Below are 17,808 nucleotides of genomic sequence, written 5' to 3' on the forward strand. Positions count from 1 at the left end.
GAGGTGGGCAGAGTCGGCGGTCACGCGGCACCCCTGTGGGAGGTGGGGGCGGTCACGCGGCTCCTCTGTCGGAGGGCGGTCACGCGGCACCCCTGCCCGAGAAGTGGGCGAAAGACATCCGCGACGCGTCGAAGCGGTCCCGTACGAGATAGAGCAGCCCGGTGGCGAGCGCCGCGACCGCCCCGGCGACGCCCTGTCCGGCCGCCGTGAACGGCGCGAGCGTGCCGCCCGTCTCGGTCGTCGACTGCGCCGCCACCAGCAGGCCGATCCACGCGCCGCCGACCAGCGAGGGCGCGAGCACCGGACCCAGCCGGGCGCTCAGCGCGAGCCCGGTGCCGGTGAGGGCGAGCGCGGGCAGCAGCCAGGCCAGTGCGCGCAGCCCGTACGACGGCAGTGCGAGGGTCGCGAGGCCGTTCAGACCCAGGCCGATAGCCAGTACGGCGACCGTGCGGATCATCAGCAGCCGGAACCCGTGCATCGGTGACACGACGGCCATCTCGTACGTCGGGTCGAGCGTGGGCCCGTACGACAGCGCGACCCCGGCGAGCGGGAGCAGCGGAGCGAGGGCCAGGAACAGCGAGGGCGAGGTCGCGGACTGCACCGCGTTGGCCACCAGCACGGTCATCACCAGCACGGCGGCGACCGCGCCCAGCCAGGAGCGGCGCAGCACGGGCGTGGCCGCGAGCAGCCGCGCGGTGTGGTCGGCGACGCCGACCCGCACCAGCAGCGACTCGAGCCTCCCCGGCCGCGGCGCGTCCAGCTCGGCGTCGAGCCGCTCCCACCCGGCGTCCAGCGCGGCAGGGTCGCTCACCGCGGCGAGCGCCTCCCGGCACTGGGCACACGAGGCGAGGTGGGTGTCGGCGGACCAGAGCCGGGGGGGCGTCAACTCGCCCAGCGCGTAGGCCCGGAGATCGGCTTCGTCCACATGCCACCGGCCATCGGGGGCGGTCGGCGGACCAGCGGTCTTCGCCCCCTCCGTCGCTGCCCGTCCCGTCCTCGGGGGCTCAGCCCCCGAACCCCCGCTCCTCAAACGCCGGAGGGGCTGAAATTTGCCGCTCATGCCAGTGCCTCCCGCAACTGCTTGCGTGCACGCAGTGCGCGCGTCTTGACCGTGCCCGGGGGTATGCCGAGCAGGACGGCCGCTTCCCGGGTGCTGAGCCCGTCGATCACCGTGGCCTGGAGGACCGCGCGCAGTTCGGGCGAGAGCCGGGTCAGCGCGCCCGCCAGGTCTCCGTGCTCGACCCCGGCCAGCACGCGCTCCTCGGCGGAGTCCTCGTCCCGGTGCCGGAGGCGGGCCAGTGCCTGCCGGAGCCGGCCGCGCGCGCCGTCACCGCGCAGGGTGTCGATCAGTCGTCGCGAGCCGATGCGCCACAGCCAGCCGGCCGCGTCGCCCTCCTCGCGGTAGCGGGCCGTGCCGCGCCACACGGCGAGGAAGGTCTCCTGCACGACATCGTCGACGACTCCGGCGTCGGCGCACCGGCCGCGCAGCCGTGCGGTCAGCCACGGCGCGTACCGCCGGTACAGCTCCTCGAAGGCGCGACGGTCCCCGTCCGCCGCGATGGCCCGCAGCAGCTCCCCGTCGCTTCTCGTTTCCCTCACAACCCCTCATCGGACGAGCCCCGCCGATCGGTTCACGCATCGGCCCACAAAATCTCGGTCTTGACTGCGGCCACCATCTTGCACCACCCTTTCACTACTCAATTAGTGAAAGGGTGGTTGTCCGAGTGGTCGAGTACCGCATCGACCGGCGCAGCGGCGTCGCCACCTACGTCCAGATCGTCCAGCAGACGAAGCAAGCTCTTCGCCTGGGCCTCCTTGAACCGGGCGACAAGCTCCCCACGGCCCGCGAGGTCGTGGAAGCCACCGCCATCAATCCGAACACCGTCCTGAAGGCCTACCGCGAGCTGGAGCGGGAGGGCCTGGTCGAGGCCAGACGCGGCCTCGGCACCTTCGTACGGAAGTCGCTGGGCACCGCCCCGGCCGACTCGCCGCTGCGCGCCGAACTGGACGCGTGGGCGGTCAGGGCCCGCGAGACCGGGCTCCAGCGCGACGACGTGGCGGCGCTCTTCACCGCCGTACTCGATGAACAGTTCAGCAAGGGAGACCACGAATGACCGAGACCGCCATGGCGGCGGACGCGCTGGGCAAGCGGTTCGGGCGGCGCGGAGGATGGGCCCTGCGCGAGTGCACCTTCCGGCTCCCGGTGGGGCGCGTCTGCGCCGTCGTCGGACCCAACGGCGCGGGCAAGTCGACTCTGCTGGCCCACGCGGCCGCACTGCTCGCGCCCACCGAGGGCTCCCTGACGGTGCTCGGCACCCACCCGGCCGGCGCCCGCGAACGCATCGCGTACGTCGCGCAGAGCAAGCCGCTGTACCCGCAGCTCAGCGTCGCCGACACGCTGCTCCTGGGCCGGGAGCTCAACCCCGCCCGCTGGGACGCCTCCGTCGCCGAGCGGATCGTGGCGGCCGGCGACCTCGACCCGAAGGCCAGGGTCCGCTCCCTCTCCGGCGGCCAGCGCACCCGTGTCGCGCTCGCCCTCGCACTCGGCAAGCGGCCCGAACTCCTGCTCCTGGACGAGCCGATGGCCGACCTCGACCCGCTCGCCCGCCACGAACTGATGGGCCTGCTGATGGCCGAGGCGGCGCAGTACGGCACCACGGTCGTGATGTCCTCGCACGTGGTCGCCGAGCTGGAGGGCTCCTGCGACCACCTCCTGCTGATCGGCGGCGGCCGGGTGCGCCTCGCGGGCGACCTGGACGACCTGCTGGCCGCGCACACCCTGACCACCGGCCCGGTCCGCGACCTGGACCCGCACACCGTCGTCGAATCCCGCACCACGGGGCGGCAGTTGACCGCGCTGATACGCCCCCGGGGGCCGCTCCCCACCGACGGCAGCGCCACCGCGCCCTCGCTCGAGGAACTGCTCCTCGCGCACCTGCGCAACCCCGACGCCCCCGCGCTGATCCTCGACCCCGCCCGCACCCCCGCCCAGGAGCCCACCGCATGACCGCCCTCACCGTCTCCGGCACCCCGGCGGCGCCCACCCCTTTCGCCACGGCACGCGCGATGCTGCGGCTGCACCGCCCCGCACTGTTCCTGTGGACGGGCATGGTCCTCGCCGCCCTGGCCTTGATGGTGTGGGGCTATGGATGGCTCGCGGAGCCGGCGGCCGCCGCGTACCAGCGCCTCAAGGCGTGCGACTACGCCTGCTCGTACGACCAGGACGCGTACGTCACTTACAAGGACGTCCTGCACTACGCCTCGTACGTCGTGACCTTCCTGCCCCTCCTGGTCGCCGCATGGGCCGGCGCCACGCTGACCAGCCGCGAGCTGGAGAACGGCACGGCGCAGCTCGTCTGGACCCAGTCGCTCACGCCCGCCCGCTGGCTCGCCGCCAAGCTGCTCGCCCCGGCCGCCCTGCTCACGGCGGGCACCTCACTCCTGGTGCTGCTGCACCACCTCCTTTGGGCCGAGGGCCGCCGCGCCGACGTCCTGGGCTGGAACGACATCCTGGTCTTCCAGGCCAACGGGCCGACCACCGCCGCCCTGACCCTGTTCGGGCTGGCCGCGGGCGCCCTCATCGGCCTGCTGCTGCGCCGTTCGCTGCCCGCGCTGGCCGTCACCGTCGCGGTCACAGCGGCCGTGGGCTTCGGCCTCAACTGGTTCCGCGGCTACTTCTGGCCCACCGTCACGGTGACCACCTCGCTCGAGGACGGCCCCTGGTTCGGAGGCCCGGTGGTCTCCTACGGCGCGGTCACGTCCACCGGCGCCCACGTACCGGTCCCCGACTGCGCCCAGTACTGGAGCGGCGCCCTGGACTGCCGCGCCCAGCTCGACAAGCAGCACATCGTGCGCTTCTACAGCGACATGCACCCCTACTCCCACTACTGGCCCCTCCAGCTCACGGCGACCGCCGTCACCCTCGCCCTCACCGGCCTCGTGGTCCTCGTCGCCTTCCGTGTACTCGAGCGGCACACCGGCACCGTCGCGAAGGGAACCGCCGTATGAGCGCCCTCACCGCGAGAGGCACGGTCGCCGACGAGAACGACGGCGGCGCGTTCGGCGGCCTCCCCTGGACCGTCCTGCGCCTGCACCGCACGGCCCTGCTGCTCTGGGGTGCCGCACTGCTCGCCGCCGTGGGGGTCCTGATCTGGATGCACGCCATCGGTGACGACGCCTCAGCGGGCCTCAGCGCCTGCGCCGAGCCGGCCACCGACAGCTTGCCGAGCTGCTCGGACGTCGGGGCGATCCACACCGACGACACGTACGCGATCGGCATCGGCGTCGTCGGCACCGCCCTGTCGTACCTGATGTTCCCGGTCGCCGCGTGGGCAGGCGCCGCGCTGATCGGGCGGGAGCTGGAGAGCAGGACCGCGGAACTGGCCTGGACCCAGTCCGTCACTCCGGTGCGCTGGCTCACCGCCAAGCTCGCCGTCCCGGCGGCCCTGCTCGCCACCGGCACCAGCCTGATCGTCCTCCTCAACGTCTGGGCCCGCCGGGACGACAACCCGGACCTCGTCGGCGACTGGTACCACCCCGACGTCTTGGTCTCCACCGGCCCGGCCGCCGTCGCCTACGTCCTTGCCGGGCTCACCCTCGGCGCGCTCGCGGGCCTGGTCACCAGGAAGGCCCTGCCCGCGACGGGCGTGGCCTTCGCCGCCACGCTGGTCCTCTACAACGTGCTGGACCGGTACCGGACGAGCCTGTGGCCCGCCGACACGGTCACCGGACGGGCCGCGCTGCACCTCCCCCGCAGCTCCCAGGTGCTCGAACACGGCGCCGTCACCACCACCGGCAAGCACATCGGCAACAACCTGGCCTGCGTCGGCTTCGAGAACGCCACCGACATCAAGGACTGCATGGCCCGCTCCGGCCTGGCCGACTTCTGGGCCACGCGCCACCCGGCATCGCATTTCTGGCCCCTCCAGCTCATGGAGACCGGCGTGCTCCTCGCCGTCGCGGCCCTCGCCACCGCCGCGGCGTTCCGGCTGCTGCGCCGCCGTACCCCTTAGAGCGGCTGTACGGCTGAGCAACGTACGCACCTCACGGGGGTGGGCGCGTACGCGGCTCCCGGGCATGTAGACGTCCGGGAGCCGCCCCCCGCTATCCCGCACGTCATGTCGCCGTAACCATCGATTCAGGTGACCTTGCGACGCTCGACCAATGAAGCCCGCCGTGCCCGAGCCGTCGCCCCCACCGGAGAACGGGACCTCGCCGACGACGGGGAGTGAGCGTACGCCGGTGATGCGGAACGGGAACATCCGCCTCGCTCCGCTGCCTCTCGCCCTCTCCGACGCGCCGGTCTCGCCCCTGGCGCGGAAGAATGGGTCCATGAACCAGCCAAGCGCCCAGGCACCGGTACAGCACCCCCAGCCGTCCGTCGGCTCCATAGCCGCTCACCGCCCGCACACCGTGTCGGCGGCGGTCTCCGATCTCGAGCCCGACCTCGACGCCGACCTCGACGCGTACGAGGACTCGGTGCAGGACGGCATCACCCTGCCCCAGGGCCGCTTCCTGGACCGGGAGCGCAGCTGGCTGGCGTTCAACGAGAGGGTGCTGGAGCTCGCGGAAGACCCGAACACGCCCCTCCTGGAGCGCGCCAACTTCCTGGCGATCTTCGCCAGCAACCTGGACGAGTTCTTCATGGTCCGGGTGGCGGGTCTGAAGCGCCGTATCGCGACCGGCGTGGCCACGAAGTCCGCCTCCGGGCTGCAGCCCCGCGAGGTCCTGGAGATGATCTGGGCCCGTTCGCGCGAGCTCATGGCCCGGCACGCGGCCTGCTACCAGGAGGACGTCGCCCCCGCGCTCGCGGAGGAGGGCATCCACCTGGTCCGCTGGAGCGAGCTGACCGAGAAGGAGCAGGCCCGCCTCTTCACGCTCTTCCGGCACCAGATCTTCCCGGTCCTGACCCCGCTGGCGGTCGACCCCGCGCACCCCTTCCCGTACATCTCCGGCCTGTCCCTGAACCTGGCCGTCGTCGTACGGAACCCGGTCAGCGGCCACCGCCACTTCGCGCGCGTCAAGGTCCCGCCGCTGCTCTCCCGCTTCCTGGAGGCCTCCCCGAACCGCTACGTCCCCATCGAGGACGTCATCGCGGCCCACCTGGAGGAGCTCTTCCCGGGCATGGAGGTGCTGGAGCACCACACCTTCCGCCTCACCCGGAACGAGGACCTGGAGGTCGAGGAGGACGACGCCGAGAACCTGCTCCAGGCGCTGGAGAAGGAGCTCATGCGGCGCCGCTTCGGGCCGCCGGTGCGCCTGGAGGTCGAGGAGTCCATCGACCGGTACGTCCTCGATCTCCTCGTACGGGAGCTGAAGATCTCCGAGGCCGAGGTGTACCCGCTGCCGGGTCCCCTGGACCTCACCGGCCTCTTCGGCATCGGCGCCCTCGACCGGCCCGAGCTGAAGTACCCGAAGTTCATCGCGGGCACCCACCGCGACCTCGCGGAGGTCGAGTCGGCGTCGGCGCCGGACATCTTCGCCGCCCTGCGCGAGCGCGATGTCCTGCTGCACCACCCGTACGACTCCTTCTCCACCTCCGTGCAGGCCTTCCTGGAGCAGGCGGCGCTGGACCCCGACGTCCTGGCCATCAAGCAGACCCTGTACCGGACGTCCGGCGACTCGCCCATAGTCGACGCGCTCATCGACGCCGCCGAGTCCGGCAAGCAGGTCCTCGTCCTCGTCGAGATCAAGGCCCGCTTCGACGAGCAGGCCAACATCAAGTGGGCCCGCAAGCTGGAGGAGGCGGGCTGCCATGTCGTGTACGGCCTGGTCGGCCTGAAGACCCACTGCAAGCTGTCGCTCGTCGTACGGCAGGAGGGCGACACCCTGCGCCGCTACTCCCACGTCGGCACGGGCAACTACCACCCGAAGACCGCCCGGCTGTACGAGGACCTCGGACTGCTCACCGCCGACCCGCAGGTCGGCGCGGACCTCTCCGACCTCTTCAACCGGCTCTCCGGCTACTCGCGCCGCGAGACCTACCGCCGTCTGCTCGTCGCCCCCAAGTCCCTGCGCGACGGGCTGATTTCGCGGATCAACAAGGAAGTCCAGCACCACCTCGCCGGCCGCCCCGCGTTCGTCCGCATCAAGGTCAACTCGATGGTGGACGAGGCGATCATCGACGCGCTGTACCGCGCGTCGCAGGCCGGAGTGCCGGTCGACGTATGGGTGCGCGGCATCTGCGCGGTCCGGCCGGGCGTCACCGGCCTGTCCGAAAACATCCGGGTCCGCTCCGTCCTCGGCCGCTTCCTCGAACACTCCCGGGTCTTCGGCTTCGGCAACGGAGGCGAGCCCGAGGTGTGGATCGGCAGCGCCGACATGATGCACCGCAACCTCGACCGGCGGATCGAGGCCCTGGTCAGAGTCACCGACCCGGCCCACCGGGCAGCCCTCAACCGGCTGTTGGAAACCGGCATGTCCGACACCACCTCCTCCTGGCACCTGGGCCCCGACGGCGAGTGGACGCGGCACGCGACCGACGCGGATGGCCAGCCCCTGCGGAACGTCCAGGAGATGCTTATAGACGCCCGGAGGCGCCGGCGTGGCACAGCAGCACCTTGATCCCCCCACCGACCCCACGGCTGGGCTCGTGTCCGGGGACGCCCTGGCAGACTATCTGCGGGCCCAGGCCACGGAGTTCCTCCGTTCGCTGCGCCAGCACCGGGAGACCGGCGGCGCGTCGAACGGCTCGGAGGAGTCCGTCGACGCGGCGCGGGCGCTGCGCCGCTCGGCCCGCCGCATCAGCGGCAGCCTCCACACCTTCCGGCCCCTGCTCGAACCCGACTGGTCGGAGGGCATGCGCCCCGAACTGGCCTGGCTGTCCGGCACGTTGGCCCGGGAACACGCGTACGCGGCACGCCTGGAACGGCTGTTGGGCGCGCTGAACCGCCTGTCGGGTTCGTCGTCGCTCCCGGCGCAGACCCCTTCCGCTGTGGGCAATCGTTCCGCTGGAGCGGAGCCCGGCACCCCCGGCCCACGCACCCAACCCGCGGGCAACCTGACCGTCGGCGCCGCGAAAGCAGGCGCCCTCCTGGACCGCCAGCTCACCCTGGCCCGCACCAGGGCCCACTCAGCGGCCCTGCAAGCGCTGGGCTCAAGCCGCTTCCACGCGGTCGCGGACAGCGTGGCGGTCCTGGCCAGCGAGGTCCCGCTGACCCCCGCGGCCACCACCACCGACCTGCGCCCGCTGGCCGCCGCCGCACAGGACCGCCTGACCGACGCGATCGCCGCGCTGCCCCTGGTCACCGCGGGCCACCCCTACAACGCGGAGGCCCTCGTCCACGGCCTCTCCGCCGACACCGCGCCCCAGCCGCAGGACGCACCCTGGCACCAGGTCCGCCTGCTGCTGCGGCTGCATCGCTACGCCCGCGAGGTCCTGTACGGCGAGGAGTGCCCCACCGACGTACGCCTCCTCGCCGCGGGCCAGGCCCTCAACCGCCACCGGGACGCGGCGGAGGCGGCCTCCGCCGCGGCGTCGGCGGCCCGCACCCCGCGCATCGCCCCGGCGACGGCCTACGCGCTCGGTGTGCTCCACGCCGACCAGCGGCACGAGGTGGAGGCGGCACGGTTCGCGTTCCAGCAGGCATGGCAGATGGAAGCGGTACGCACCCCCTGAGGGAGGGCCCATGGCGGACGACGAGGGAGGCCCCATGGCAGACGACACCATCCAGGCGGCGGGCTGCGTCCTGTGGCGCCGCTCCCCGATCGACGGCGAGCTGCAGATCTGCCTCGTCCATCGACCGAAGTACGACGACTGGTCGCACCCGAAGGGCAAGTTGAAACGGGGCGAGGACCCGCTCTCGGGCGCGCTGCGCGAGGTCGAGGAGGAGACGGGGTACACCGCCGTCCTGGGCGCTCCCCTGGCCACGCTCCGCTACCTCGTCGCCGGCCGCCCCAAGGAGGTCCGGTACTGGGCGGCCGAGGCGACGGACGGACACTTCACCCCGAACCGCGAGGTCGACCGCGTCCTGTGGCTCTCCCCCACCGAGGCCCGCGACCGCCTGACGATGCCCAGGGATCGCGATCTGGTCCAGGCTCTGCTCGCCGCGCTGCACCTGACGTAGTGACGCGATGTAACCGCCGTACGAGTGCGCCGCCGCGTCCGGCGACCCTGTGCGTATACGACGTCGACGCACAGGCTCCGAAACCTGTGCGATTACGTCTGGTTGCCTAGAGTTATCAATGGGACCCGAGTTGCCGGAAACCACCCTGTGTCCTCGACGTAAGCGTTCCGTGACCTCACCGCACCGACCGCAGGGGTTCACCCCCCGTTCACTTACGGCCATCGGCGCCTTCACCTGTTCTGCCTAATTTCGGCCTTACCGATGCGGAGCGCGCCATGGATGTGGCCTCCGCATCACACCGAACGTCATGACACCGAACCTCGCACGCCGCCACCTCGACGGCGGCTCCTGGAAGGAACTCCCGAAAGTGAAGCTTCAGCGCAAGAACCGGCTTCGCGCCCTCTCGCTCGGTGCCGTCGCCGTCTCCGGCGCCCTGGCCCTCACGGCGTGCGGCTCGGACGACACCGGCAAGAGCAACGGTGGCGACAGCTCGGCCCCGGCCAGCAACAACAGCGCCATCAAGTGTGACGACGCCAAGGGCCAGCTGCAGGCCTCCGGCTCTTCCGCGCAGAAGAACGCGATCGACGCCTGGGTGAAGGCTTACACGGCGTCCTGCAAGAACGTGCAGATCAACTACAACCCGACGGGTTCGGGCGCCGGTATCACCGCGTTCACCCAGGGCCAGACCGCGTTCGCCGGTTCGGACTCGCCGCTGAAGCCCGAAGAGGCCACGGCCGCCAAGAAGACCTGCGGCGGCAACGCCGCCATCGACCTTCCGATGGTCGGCGGCCCGATCGCGATCGGCTACAACCTGGACGGCGTGGACAACCTCACGCTGGACGCCTCCACTCTCGCCAAGATCTTCGATGGCAAGATCACGAAGTGGAACGACACCGCGATCGCGAAGCTGAACCCCGACGCGAAGCTCCCCAGCACCAAGATCCAGGCCTTCCACCGCTCGGACGAGTCCGGCACCACGGACAACTTCACCAAGTACCTGAAGGCCGTCGCCCCGTCCGACTGGAAGTACTCCGGCGGCAAGGCCTGGCAGGCCAAGGGCGGCCAGTCCGCGCAGGGCTCCTCCGGCCTCGCCCAGCAGGTCAAGCAGACCCCGGGTGCGATCTCGTACTTCGAGCTCTCCTACGCCGCTGACGGCATCAACACCGTCGACCTGAAGACGGACGCCGCGACCCCGGTCAAGGCCACCGTCGAGAACGCCACCAAGGCCATCTCCACCGCCAAGGTCGCCGGCACGGGCAACGACCTGTCGCTGTCGCTGAACTACAAGCCGACCGAGGAAGGCGCCTACCCGCTTACCCTGGTCACCTACGAGATCGTCTGCGAGAAGGGCAACAAGGCCGACACCCTGGCCGCCACCAAGTCCTTCCTCACCTACATCGCGAGCGAGGACGGTCAGAAGCTGCTGACCGACGCCAAGTACGCCCCGATCCCCGACGAGATCATCTCCAAGGTCCGTACCACCATCTCGAGCCTGAGCTGACCTGAGTGTGCGGCCCGCCTCGCCGAGGCGGGCCGCACCGTCCGGTGCACCGCCGCCTGGAGCCGCCATCCACTACGGCTCCGCAGACCGGAGAATCCTGATGGACATATCAACACAGAACACTGAAGCCCCTCCCCCCACCCCACAGCCTTCCGTGGCCGAGCTGAAGCGCGCGGCCCGCGGCGCCACCCGCCCCGGAGACCGGATCTTCCTCGGTCTCTCGCGCGGGTCCGGCATTTTCCTCCTGGTGATCATGGCCGCCATCGCGGCCTTCCTCACCTACCGCGCCGCCAACGCGATCAGCAAGGACCACACCAACTTCCTGACCACGTTCGAGTGGAACACCAACCTCGAACCGGCGTCCTTCGGCATCGCGGTCCTGGCCTTCGGCACGGTGGTCTCCGCGATCATCGCCATGGCCCTCGCGGTCCCGGTCGCGGTCGGCATCGCCCTGTTCATCACGCACTACGCGCCGCGCAAGCTCGGCGGCACCATCGCGTACGTGATCGACCTGCTCGCCGCTGTCCCGTCCATCGTGTACGGCCTCTGGGGCGCCCTCGTCCTCGTACCGCACATGGACGGCCTCTTCGGCTGGCTCGACCACTACTTCGGCTGGACCGGCATCTTCGAGTGGCAGGGCGGCGCGCCCCGCTCGATGCTCACCGTCGGCATCCTGCTCGCGATCATGATCCTGCCGATCATCACCAACGTGAGCCGTGAGGTCTTCCGCCAGGTCCCGCAGATGCACGAGGAGGCCGCGCTGGCCCTCGGCGCCACGCGCTGGGAGGTCATCCGCATGTCGGTGCTGCCCTTCGGCCGTTCCGGCGTGATCTCCGCCTCGATGCTCGGCCTCGGCCGCGCGCTCGGCGAGACGATGGCCGTCGCCACGGTCCTCTCCCCGACCTTCGAGATCAACGCCAGCCTGCTCGACCCGGGCGGCGGCACCTTCGCCCAGAACATCGCGAGCAAGTTCAGCGAGGCCACCCCGCTCGGCCAGGACGCGCTGATCGCCTCCGGTCTCGTCCTGTTCGTCATCACCCTGCTGGTCAACGGCGCGGCGCGCATGATCATCAACCGCCGCAAGGAGTACTCGGGGGCCAACGCATGACCACCGCACCCGTCAGCCACAAGCGCCCCAGCACGCTGCGCGGCGCCAGCCTCCCGAAGTGGTCCCAGTGGGCGATCGCCGTGGGCTCCGTCGTCGTCGCCGTGGGCATCGGCCTGGGCGCCGGCCTCGACAGCAAGGTCCAGTGGGGCCTGATCGCCGCGATCCTCTTCGTCCTCGGCACGTACGTCATCGCCGCGCGCGTCGAGGGCCACCGCCAGGCCAAGGACCGGGTCGCGACCAGCCTCGTCTGGGTCTGCTTCATCGTCGCCGTCGTCCCGCTGGCCTCCCTGATCTGGGAGACCGTCAAGCGCGGTGTGAAGGTCTTCGACGTCTACTTCCTGACCCACTCCATGGGTGTGGTCGCCGACACCGAGACCGGTGGCGGCATCTACCACGCGATCATCGGCACCCTGGAGCAGGTCGGCATCGCCACCCTGATCGCCGTGCCGATCGGTGTGCTCACCGCGATCTACCTCGTCGAGTACGGGCGTGGCAAGCTCGCCAAGGCCGTCACCTTCTTCGTCGACGTCATGACGGGCATCCCGTCGATCGTCGCCGGCCTCTTCATTCTCAGCTTCTGGATCCTGATCCTGGACATGGGGTACTCCGGCTTCGCCGGTTCGCTCGCCCTGTCGATCCTGATGATGCCCGTGGTGGTCCGCTCCACGGAGGAGATGCTCAAGCTCGTACCGAACGAGCTGCGCGAGGCCTCCCTCGCGCTGGGCATCCCGAAGTGGCGCACCATCATCAAGGTGGTTCTGCCGACCTCCATCGGCGGTATCACCACGGGTGTGATGCTCGCGGTCGCGCGCATCACCGGTGAGACCGCTCCCGTGCTGCTGCTGGTGTGGGGTACCAACTTCATCAACACCAACCCGTTCTCGGACCCGCAGGCCTCGCTGCCGCTGTACATCTACCAGCAGTACGCGAACAGCGCCGGTTCCGGCGCGGCCTACGACCGGGCCTGGGCGGCGGCACTCGCGCTCATCGCCTTCGTCATGATCCTCAACCTGGCAGCGCGTGGCATCGCGCGCTGGAAGGCGCCCAAGACGGGCCGCTGACGCGGCCAATCAGCGACCCGAACCTTTGCGAAAGAAGCAGTGATTGAAATGGCCAAGCGAATCGACGTAAGCGGTCTCACCGCCTACTACAGCGCCCACAAGGCGATCGAAGACATCTCCATGACCGTCGAGCCCCGCTCGGTGACGGCCTTCATCGGCCCCTCCGGCTGCGGCAAGTCGACCTTCCTGCGCACCCTCAACCGCATGCACGAGGTCACCCCCGGCGGCCGCGTCGAGGGCAAGGTGCTCCTGGACGACGAGGACCTGTACGGGAGCGGGGTCGACCCCGTCGCCGTGCGCCGCACGATCGGCATGGTCTTCCAGCGCCCCAACCCCTTCCCCACCATGTCGATCTTCGACAACGTGGCGGCGGGCCTGAAGCTCAACGGCTCGTACAAGAAGTCGGAACTGAGCGACGTCGTCGAGAAGTCCCTCAAGGGCGCGAACCTCTGGAACGAGGTCAAGGACCGCCTCAACAAGCCCGGTTCGGGCCTGTCCGGCGGCCAGCAGCAGCGCCTCTGCATCGCCCGGGCGATCGCGGTGGAACCCCAGGTCCTCCTCATGGACGAGCCCTGCTCCGCCCTGGACCCGATCTCCACCCTGGCGATCGAGGACCTGATCGGTGAGCTCAAGGAGCGCTTCACGATCGTCATCGTGACGCACAACATGCAGCAGGCCGCTCGCGTCTCCGACCGCACCGCGTTCTTCAACCTGGCCGCGGTCGGTCAGCCCGGCCGTCTCATCGAGATCGACGACACGGAGCGCATCTTCTCCAACCCGTCGGTCCAGGCCACGGAGGACTACATCTCCGGCCGCTTCGGCTGAGCCGACACCCCCATACCCCTCGCGGTGCTGCATGGCGGTGCCACCGCGAGGACGAGAAGGGCCCGCCCCTGGCTCCCGGGGGCGGGCCCGCTCGTTTTTGTACGTTCCCCGCGCCCCGAAAGGGGCGCGGGGAACTGCGCGACAAGCCCCCACCGGCCCGCACCGAAGGAACAACCCAGGGGGGTCTGGGGCGCAGCCCCCAGACACGGGAACGGGCAGGGGCGGAGGGGGCGGAAACCCCACCCCGCCTACAGAAACGCCAGGTTCACAACCCAGAAGCTCAGCGCAGCCACCAACCCGGCCGCCGGCATCGTGATGAACCACCCCATGACGATGTTCTTGGCGACGCCCCACCGCACCGCGTTCACACGCTTCGTCGCCCCCACACCCATGATCGCGGAGGTGATGACATGCGTCGTGGAAATCGGCGCCTTGAAGAGATACGCCGTGGCGAACATGATCGACGCCCCCGTCGTCTCCGCGGCGAACCCCTGAGGCGGATCAAGCTCGATGATCTTCCGCCCGAGCGTCCGCATGATGCGCCACCCACCCGCGTACGTCCCCAGCGACAGCATCACCGCACAGACGATCTTCACCCACACCGGAATCGGATCGTCCGCCCCCTGAACGCCACCGATGACCAGCGCCATCACCACGACACCCATCGTCTTCTGGGCGTCCTGAAGACCATGCCCGAGCGCCATCCCGGCCGCCGACACGGTCTGCGCGATCCGGAACCCCCGCTTGGCCTTCGACGGATTGGACCTGCGGAAGATCCACATGATGGCGCACATGACCAGATAGCCGCCGATCAGACCGACGACCGGCGACAGGAACATCGGAATGATGATCTTGTCCACGACGCCGGACCACAGAACGGTCGTACCGCCCGCGAGCGCAGCCCCCACCAGTCCGCCGAACAACGCGTGCGACGACGACGACGGAAGCCCGAAGTACCAGGTGACGAGGTTCCAGACGATGGCACCGATGAGCGCCGCGAAGAGGATTCCCATCCCCTTGCTGCCCTCGGGCGTCTCGATCAGCCCGCTGCTGACCGTGTGCGCGACCCCGCTGCCGAGGAACGCACCGGCGAGGTTCATCACGGCGGCCATGGCGAGAGCCGCCCGCGGCGTCAGCGCCCGCGTGGACACCGACGTAGCGATGGCGTTCGCCGAGTCGTGGAAGCCGTTCGTATACGTGAATCCGAGCGCGACCCCAATGGTCACGATCAAAGCAAAGGTGTCCATGACCGGGTCAGGACTCCTTGACGGCGATGGTCTCCACCGTGTTCGCCACGTGCTCGAACGCGTCGGCCGCTTCCTCCAGCACATCCACGATCTGCTTGAGCTTCAGCACCTCGATGGCGTCGTACTTGCCGTTGAAGAGGTGGGCCAGCAGCTTGCGGTGGATCTGGTCGGCCTGGTTCTCCAGCCGGTTGACCTCGATCCAGTACTCGGTGAGGTTGTCCATCGTGCGGAGATTCGGCATCGCCTCCGCGGTCAGGTCGGCGGCTCGCGCCAGCACCTCGATCTGCTGCTCGACGCCCTTGGGCAGTTCCTCGACGTTGTAGAGGACGACCAGGTCGACGGCCTCCTCCATGAAGTCCATGATGTCGTCGAGGGACGAGGCCAGGTTGTAGATGTCCTCACGGTCGAACGGCGTGATGAACGAGGAGTTCAACTGGTGGAAGATCGCATGCGTGGCGTCGTCACCGGCGTGTTCCGCTGCCCGCATACGCTCTGCGATCTCGGCCCGGGCGGAGGCGTCCGCCCCAAGCAGTTCCATAAGGAGTTTCGAGCCCGTGACGATGTTGTCCGCGGACGCGGAAAACATGTCGTAGAAGCTCGTCTCCCTGGGGGTCAGACGAAAGCGCACGTGGGGTCCTCGGGGTGCTTCGGTTCGGTCAGGCTGATGCTAGGCGCATCATCCGGCCACGGCTAATGGGCCGTCCCCCAGTGTCGCCCATCGGGCACAGTGATCAGCACAGGGTCCGGTCCCGGCATCGGGCAAGGGCCCTATACCCAGCAAAGTTCGATACCATATACCTACCAGGGGTATATGTAAGTGGCGTTTCAGACAGGATCGCCCACCGCACCGGATCAACTCAGCGGATTCAGCAGGAGGACGCGATGACGACCACCGAGGCCGGCGCGACGGCACCCTCCGGCGAGGCCGAAAAGGTCCAGGAGCCCCAGGAGATCGTGACCGACCACGACCGCGGTATCCACGGGTACCACAAGCAGAAGGACGAGCACCTCAAGCGCCTGCGCCGCATCGAGGGCCAGATCCGTGGTCTGCAGCGGATGGTCGACGAGGACGTGTACTGCATCGACATACTCACCCAGGTCTCCGCCTCCACCAAGGCCCTGCAGTCCTTCGCCCTCCAGCTCCTGGAGGAGCACCTGCGCCACTGCGTCGCGGACGCGGCCCTCAAGGGCGGCGACGAGATCGACGCGAAGGTCGAAGAGGCGACGAAGGCGATCGGCCGGCTTCTCCGTACCTGAGGTATCGACCGGCTTCTCCGTACCTGAGATACGGCGTGACGCGAATCATGGTGCTCGAGTCATGGTGTGACGCGGGGTACGACGTGACCCGAGTCATGGTGTGCCGTGGAGTACGACGTGACCTGAGTCATGGTGTGCCGTGGAGTACGACATGACCCGAGTCATGGTGTGACATGGAGGGTACGACGTGGCGGGGACCGGGCCACGCCCGGGTACCGGAGGGAGGCCGGGACGCCTACTCCTCAGCACCCCGCTCACGGACATCATGGGCACGCTCTTCAGCCACTTTCAGCACCTCGTCGATGCTCTCAAGACTGAGCCGGTCCTCGTGGGCGGCCGAGGCCGCGATGATCAGGTCGCCGCACAGCTCGATCTCGGCGAGGGCCACGTGGTCCTGAACTGCCGTACCGCCGACCGGAGCCACGCGCATCACCTCTTCCTGCCGTCACCGACTTCCTAGAGTAGGGAGCGGCCTACACACCGCGCATGGCACGGAAGGGCCATTTCCGGCCCCTCCCGGGAAGCTACCGCTCCGCTCCCGCGAAGTTACTCCTCCGCGATCTTCCCGGCGAAGATGTCGCCGGATTCCGGCAGCCGTACGTCGGTGGGGACCCCGAAGTCGTACAGCAAGGTCGTCGAGGCGACCGCGACGGTGCCCTTCTGCTGCCCGTTGACGAAGCTGAAGCGGTGGCGGACCTTGCGCAGCCGCCCCTGATCGTCGAGGTAGGCGTCGAACGGCACCTCGGCGCTGGCGAACCCTTTCGCCGCCGCCCTCAGCGCCGACCGCTGCCCCTTCGACGCACTCTTCGCGGCGATGTCCAGGTCGGCGGTCCCGCGATAGTGCCGCACAGGGATCCCGGCCACCTCGGTCTTCCCCACATACGTCGCCTTCCGCGCCCCGCGCAGCAGTTCGGCCGCCGCGTACGGGTCGGTGGCGCCGCCCGTCACCAGGTTTCCGTCGGTGAGGCCGGCCGTGTCGACGCGGACCCACTTGTCGGCGGGCACACCGGCGCCGCGGTTCTTCATGAACAGGGCGCCCGGGGCGAGGAGTTCGGTGATCGGCCGGTGCTCGTCGGTGCCGGCCGGGTCCTGCGGCAGCAGCACCTTGAGCTGCCCCATCTGATTCCTGAAGTCGTACACGCCCTCGCCCCGGATGGTGACCCGGGTCCCGCCCGTGGCCATCTCCATGGACGTACGGGCCTTCGCGCTGCCGGCGCGCTCCAGCGTGGCGGCGGCCCGGTGCAGCACGTCGACGGAGTCGACACCGGCGCGGGCGTCCTCGGCAGCGGCCCCGCCGCCCGAGCACCCCGTGGCACACACCATCAACCCCGCCGCGACGGCTGCGACGGCCGCCCAGCCGGCCCGCCCTTCCTCCAGCGCCACCATCTCCTGCCGACCCCCAGCCGGTCCGTCCCGGGCCCTCCCTGTCGTTCCGGTTAACGACGAGTAGGGGCACCCGTCACGCGACGGCGTCCCGTTCACTTGCCTTGGGTAACGTTGTCGGGGTGGCGCAGCAGGACGAGACCAACTCCTCCCCGGAACACCGCACAACGACGGTCGAACAGGGCCGCTTCTGCGTAGCCCGCTGCACCTGCGGCTGGAGAGGCCCGGCCCGCAGAGCCCGCAGCCTGGCCCGCACGGACGCGGAAGGGCACACCGGGGGCCCGCTCACATAGCCCAGGGTCCGCGCCCCGCAAGGGGCGCGGGGAAATGCGCGACAAGCCCCCACAGGCGAGCACCAAAA

Annotated in this window: 18 protein-coding genes; 12 read left to right on the forward strand and 6 right to left on the reverse strand. The window is 69.8% G+C overall.

Annotation, left to right across the window (positions count from 1 at the left end; all coding sequences use genetic code 11):
* Positions 1 to 79 precede the first annotated feature (79 nt).
* Both AB5J53_RS23055 and AB5J53_RS23060 read right to left on the reverse strand, forming a co-directional pair.
* The gene (locus AB5J53_RS23055; protein WP_369247566.1) at positions 80 to 925 is read right to left on the reverse strand and encodes a zf-HC2 domain-containing protein; all 846 of its coding nucleotides are present in this window, start codon (positions 923 to 925) and stop codon (positions 80 to 82) included.
* Between the two features lie 131 nt (positions 926 to 1,056).
* The gene (locus tag AB5J53_RS23060; RefSeq protein ID WP_369247567.1) at positions 1,057 to 1,599 is read right to left on the reverse strand and encodes an RNA polymerase sigma factor; all 543 of its coding nucleotides are present in this window, start codon (positions 1,597 to 1,599) and stop codon (positions 1,057 to 1,059) included.
* A gap of 125 nt (positions 1,600 to 1,724) precedes the next feature.
* Here AB5J53_RS23060 and AB5J53_RS23065 point away from each other — a divergent pair, with 125 nt between their 5' ends.
* The 11 genes from AB5J53_RS23065 to pstB all read left to right on the forward strand — a co-directional run bounded on the left by AB5J53_RS23065 (position 1,725) and on the right by pstB (position 13,560).
* Positions 1,725 to 2,114 (forward strand): GntR family transcriptional regulator, encoded by a 390-nt coding sequence (locus AB5J53_RS23065; protein ID WP_369252405.1) that lies wholly within the window; start codon positions 1,725 to 1,727, stop codon positions 2,112 to 2,114.
* Entirely contained in the window at positions 2,111 to 3,007 is an 897-nt protein-coding gene (locus AB5J53_RS23070; RefSeq protein WP_369247568.1) for an ABC transporter ATP-binding protein, read from the forward strand. The genes AB5J53_RS23065 and AB5J53_RS23070 overlap by 4 nt, the downstream gene beginning before the upstream one ends.
* Positions 3,004 to 4,008 (forward strand): ABC transporter permease, encoded by a 1,005-nt coding sequence (locus tag AB5J53_RS23075; protein ID WP_369247569.1) that lies wholly within the window; start codon positions 3,004 to 3,006, stop codon positions 4,006 to 4,008. The genes AB5J53_RS23070 and AB5J53_RS23075 overlap by 4 nt, the downstream gene beginning before the upstream one ends.
* Positions 4,005 to 5,012, forward strand: a complete 1,008-nt coding sequence (locus tag AB5J53_RS23080; RefSeq protein ID WP_369247570.1) for a hypothetical protein — start codon at positions 4,005 to 4,007, stop codon at positions 5,010 to 5,012. Before AB5J53_RS23075 ends, AB5J53_RS23080 begins: the two co-directional genes overlap by 4 nt.
* A 319-nt stretch (positions 5,013 to 5,331) precedes the next feature.
* Positions 5,332 to 7,563 carry an RNA degradosome polyphosphate kinase gene (locus AB5J53_RS23085; RefSeq protein WP_369247571.1) on the forward strand — a complete coding sequence of 744 codons (2,232 nt, stop codon included), beginning with the start codon at positions 5,332 to 5,334 and terminating at the stop codon, positions 7,561 to 7,563.
* Positions 7,544 to 8,617 (forward strand): CHAD domain-containing protein, encoded by a 1,074-nt coding sequence (locus AB5J53_RS23090; protein ID WP_369247572.1) that lies wholly within the window; start codon positions 7,544 to 7,546, stop codon positions 8,615 to 8,617. The genes AB5J53_RS23085 and AB5J53_RS23090 overlap by 20 nt, the downstream gene beginning before the upstream one ends.
* A gap of 34 nt (positions 8,618 to 8,651) precedes the next feature.
* Positions 8,652 to 9,065 carry an NUDIX hydrolase gene (locus AB5J53_RS23095; RefSeq protein WP_369247573.1) on the forward strand — a complete coding sequence of 138 codons (414 nt, stop codon included), beginning with the start codon at positions 8,652 to 8,654 and terminating at the stop codon, positions 9,063 to 9,065.
* 367 nt (positions 9,066 to 9,432) lie between these two features.
* Positions 9,433 to 10,566 (forward strand): phosphate ABC transporter substrate-binding protein PstS, encoded by a 1,134-nt coding sequence (pstS, locus tag AB5J53_RS23100; protein WP_369252407.1) that lies wholly within the window; start codon positions 9,433 to 9,435, stop codon positions 10,564 to 10,566.
* Positions 10,567 to 10,666: 100 nt separating this feature from the next.
* On the forward strand, positions 10,667 to 11,674 hold the full coding sequence (pstC, locus tag AB5J53_RS23105; RefSeq protein WP_369247574.1) for a phosphate ABC transporter permease subunit PstC: 1,008 nt from the start codon (positions 10,667 to 10,669) through the stop codon (positions 11,672 to 11,674).
* On the forward strand, positions 11,671 to 12,735 hold the full coding sequence (gene pstA, locus AB5J53_RS23110; RefSeq protein WP_369247575.1) for a phosphate ABC transporter permease PstA: 1,065 nt from the start codon (positions 11,671 to 11,673) through the stop codon (positions 12,733 to 12,735). The genes pstC and pstA overlap by 4 nt, the downstream gene beginning before the upstream one ends.
* A gap of 48 nt (positions 12,736 to 12,783) precedes the next feature.
* On the forward strand, positions 12,784 to 13,560 hold the full coding sequence (pstB, locus tag AB5J53_RS23115) for a phosphate ABC transporter ATP-binding protein PstB (RefSeq protein ID WP_369247576.1): 777 nt from the start codon (positions 12,784 to 12,786) through the stop codon (positions 13,558 to 13,560).
* A 248-nt stretch (positions 13,561 to 13,808) separates the two neighbouring features.
* On the opposite strand, the gene AB5J53_RS23120 is transcribed toward pstB, so the two are convergent.
* Positions 13,809 to 14,807 carry an anion permease gene (locus tag AB5J53_RS23120; protein ID WP_369247577.1) on the reverse strand — a complete coding sequence of 333 codons (999 nt, stop codon included), beginning with the start codon at positions 14,805 to 14,807 and terminating at the stop codon, positions 13,809 to 13,811.
* A gap of 7 nt (positions 14,808 to 14,814) precedes the next feature.
* Complete coding sequence (locus AB5J53_RS23125) at positions 14,815 to 15,435, reverse strand: DUF47 domain-containing protein (protein WP_189186047.1); 621 nt, start codon at positions 15,433 to 15,435, stop codon at positions 14,815 to 14,817.
* A 254-nt stretch (positions 15,436 to 15,689) separates the two neighbouring features.
* On the opposite strand from AB5J53_RS23125, the gene AB5J53_RS23130 reads away from it, so the two are divergent.
* Entirely contained in the window at positions 15,690 to 16,064 is a 375-nt protein-coding gene (locus tag AB5J53_RS23130) for a metal-sensitive transcriptional regulator (RefSeq protein WP_369247578.1), read from the forward strand.
* Positions 16,065 to 16,299: 235 nt separating this feature from the next.
* Here the strand turns inward: AB5J53_RS23130 and AB5J53_RS23135 are convergent, their stop codons facing one another.
* Both AB5J53_RS23135 and AB5J53_RS23140 read right to left on the reverse strand, forming a co-directional pair.
* Complete coding sequence (locus AB5J53_RS23135) at positions 16,300 to 16,494, reverse strand: hypothetical protein (protein WP_369247579.1); 195 nt, start codon at positions 16,492 to 16,494, stop codon at positions 16,300 to 16,302.
* 116 nt (positions 16,495 to 16,610) lie between these two features.
* Complete coding sequence (locus AB5J53_RS23140) at positions 16,611 to 17,450, reverse strand: hypothetical protein (protein ID WP_369247580.1); 840 nt, start codon at positions 17,448 to 17,450, stop codon at positions 16,611 to 16,613.
* Between the last annotated feature and the right edge of the window lie 358 nt (positions 17,451 to 17,808).

Source organism: Streptomyces sp. R41 (assembly GCF_041053055.1).
Classification (GTDB): Bacteria; Actinomycetota; Actinomycetes; order Streptomycetales; family Streptomycetaceae; genus Streptomyces.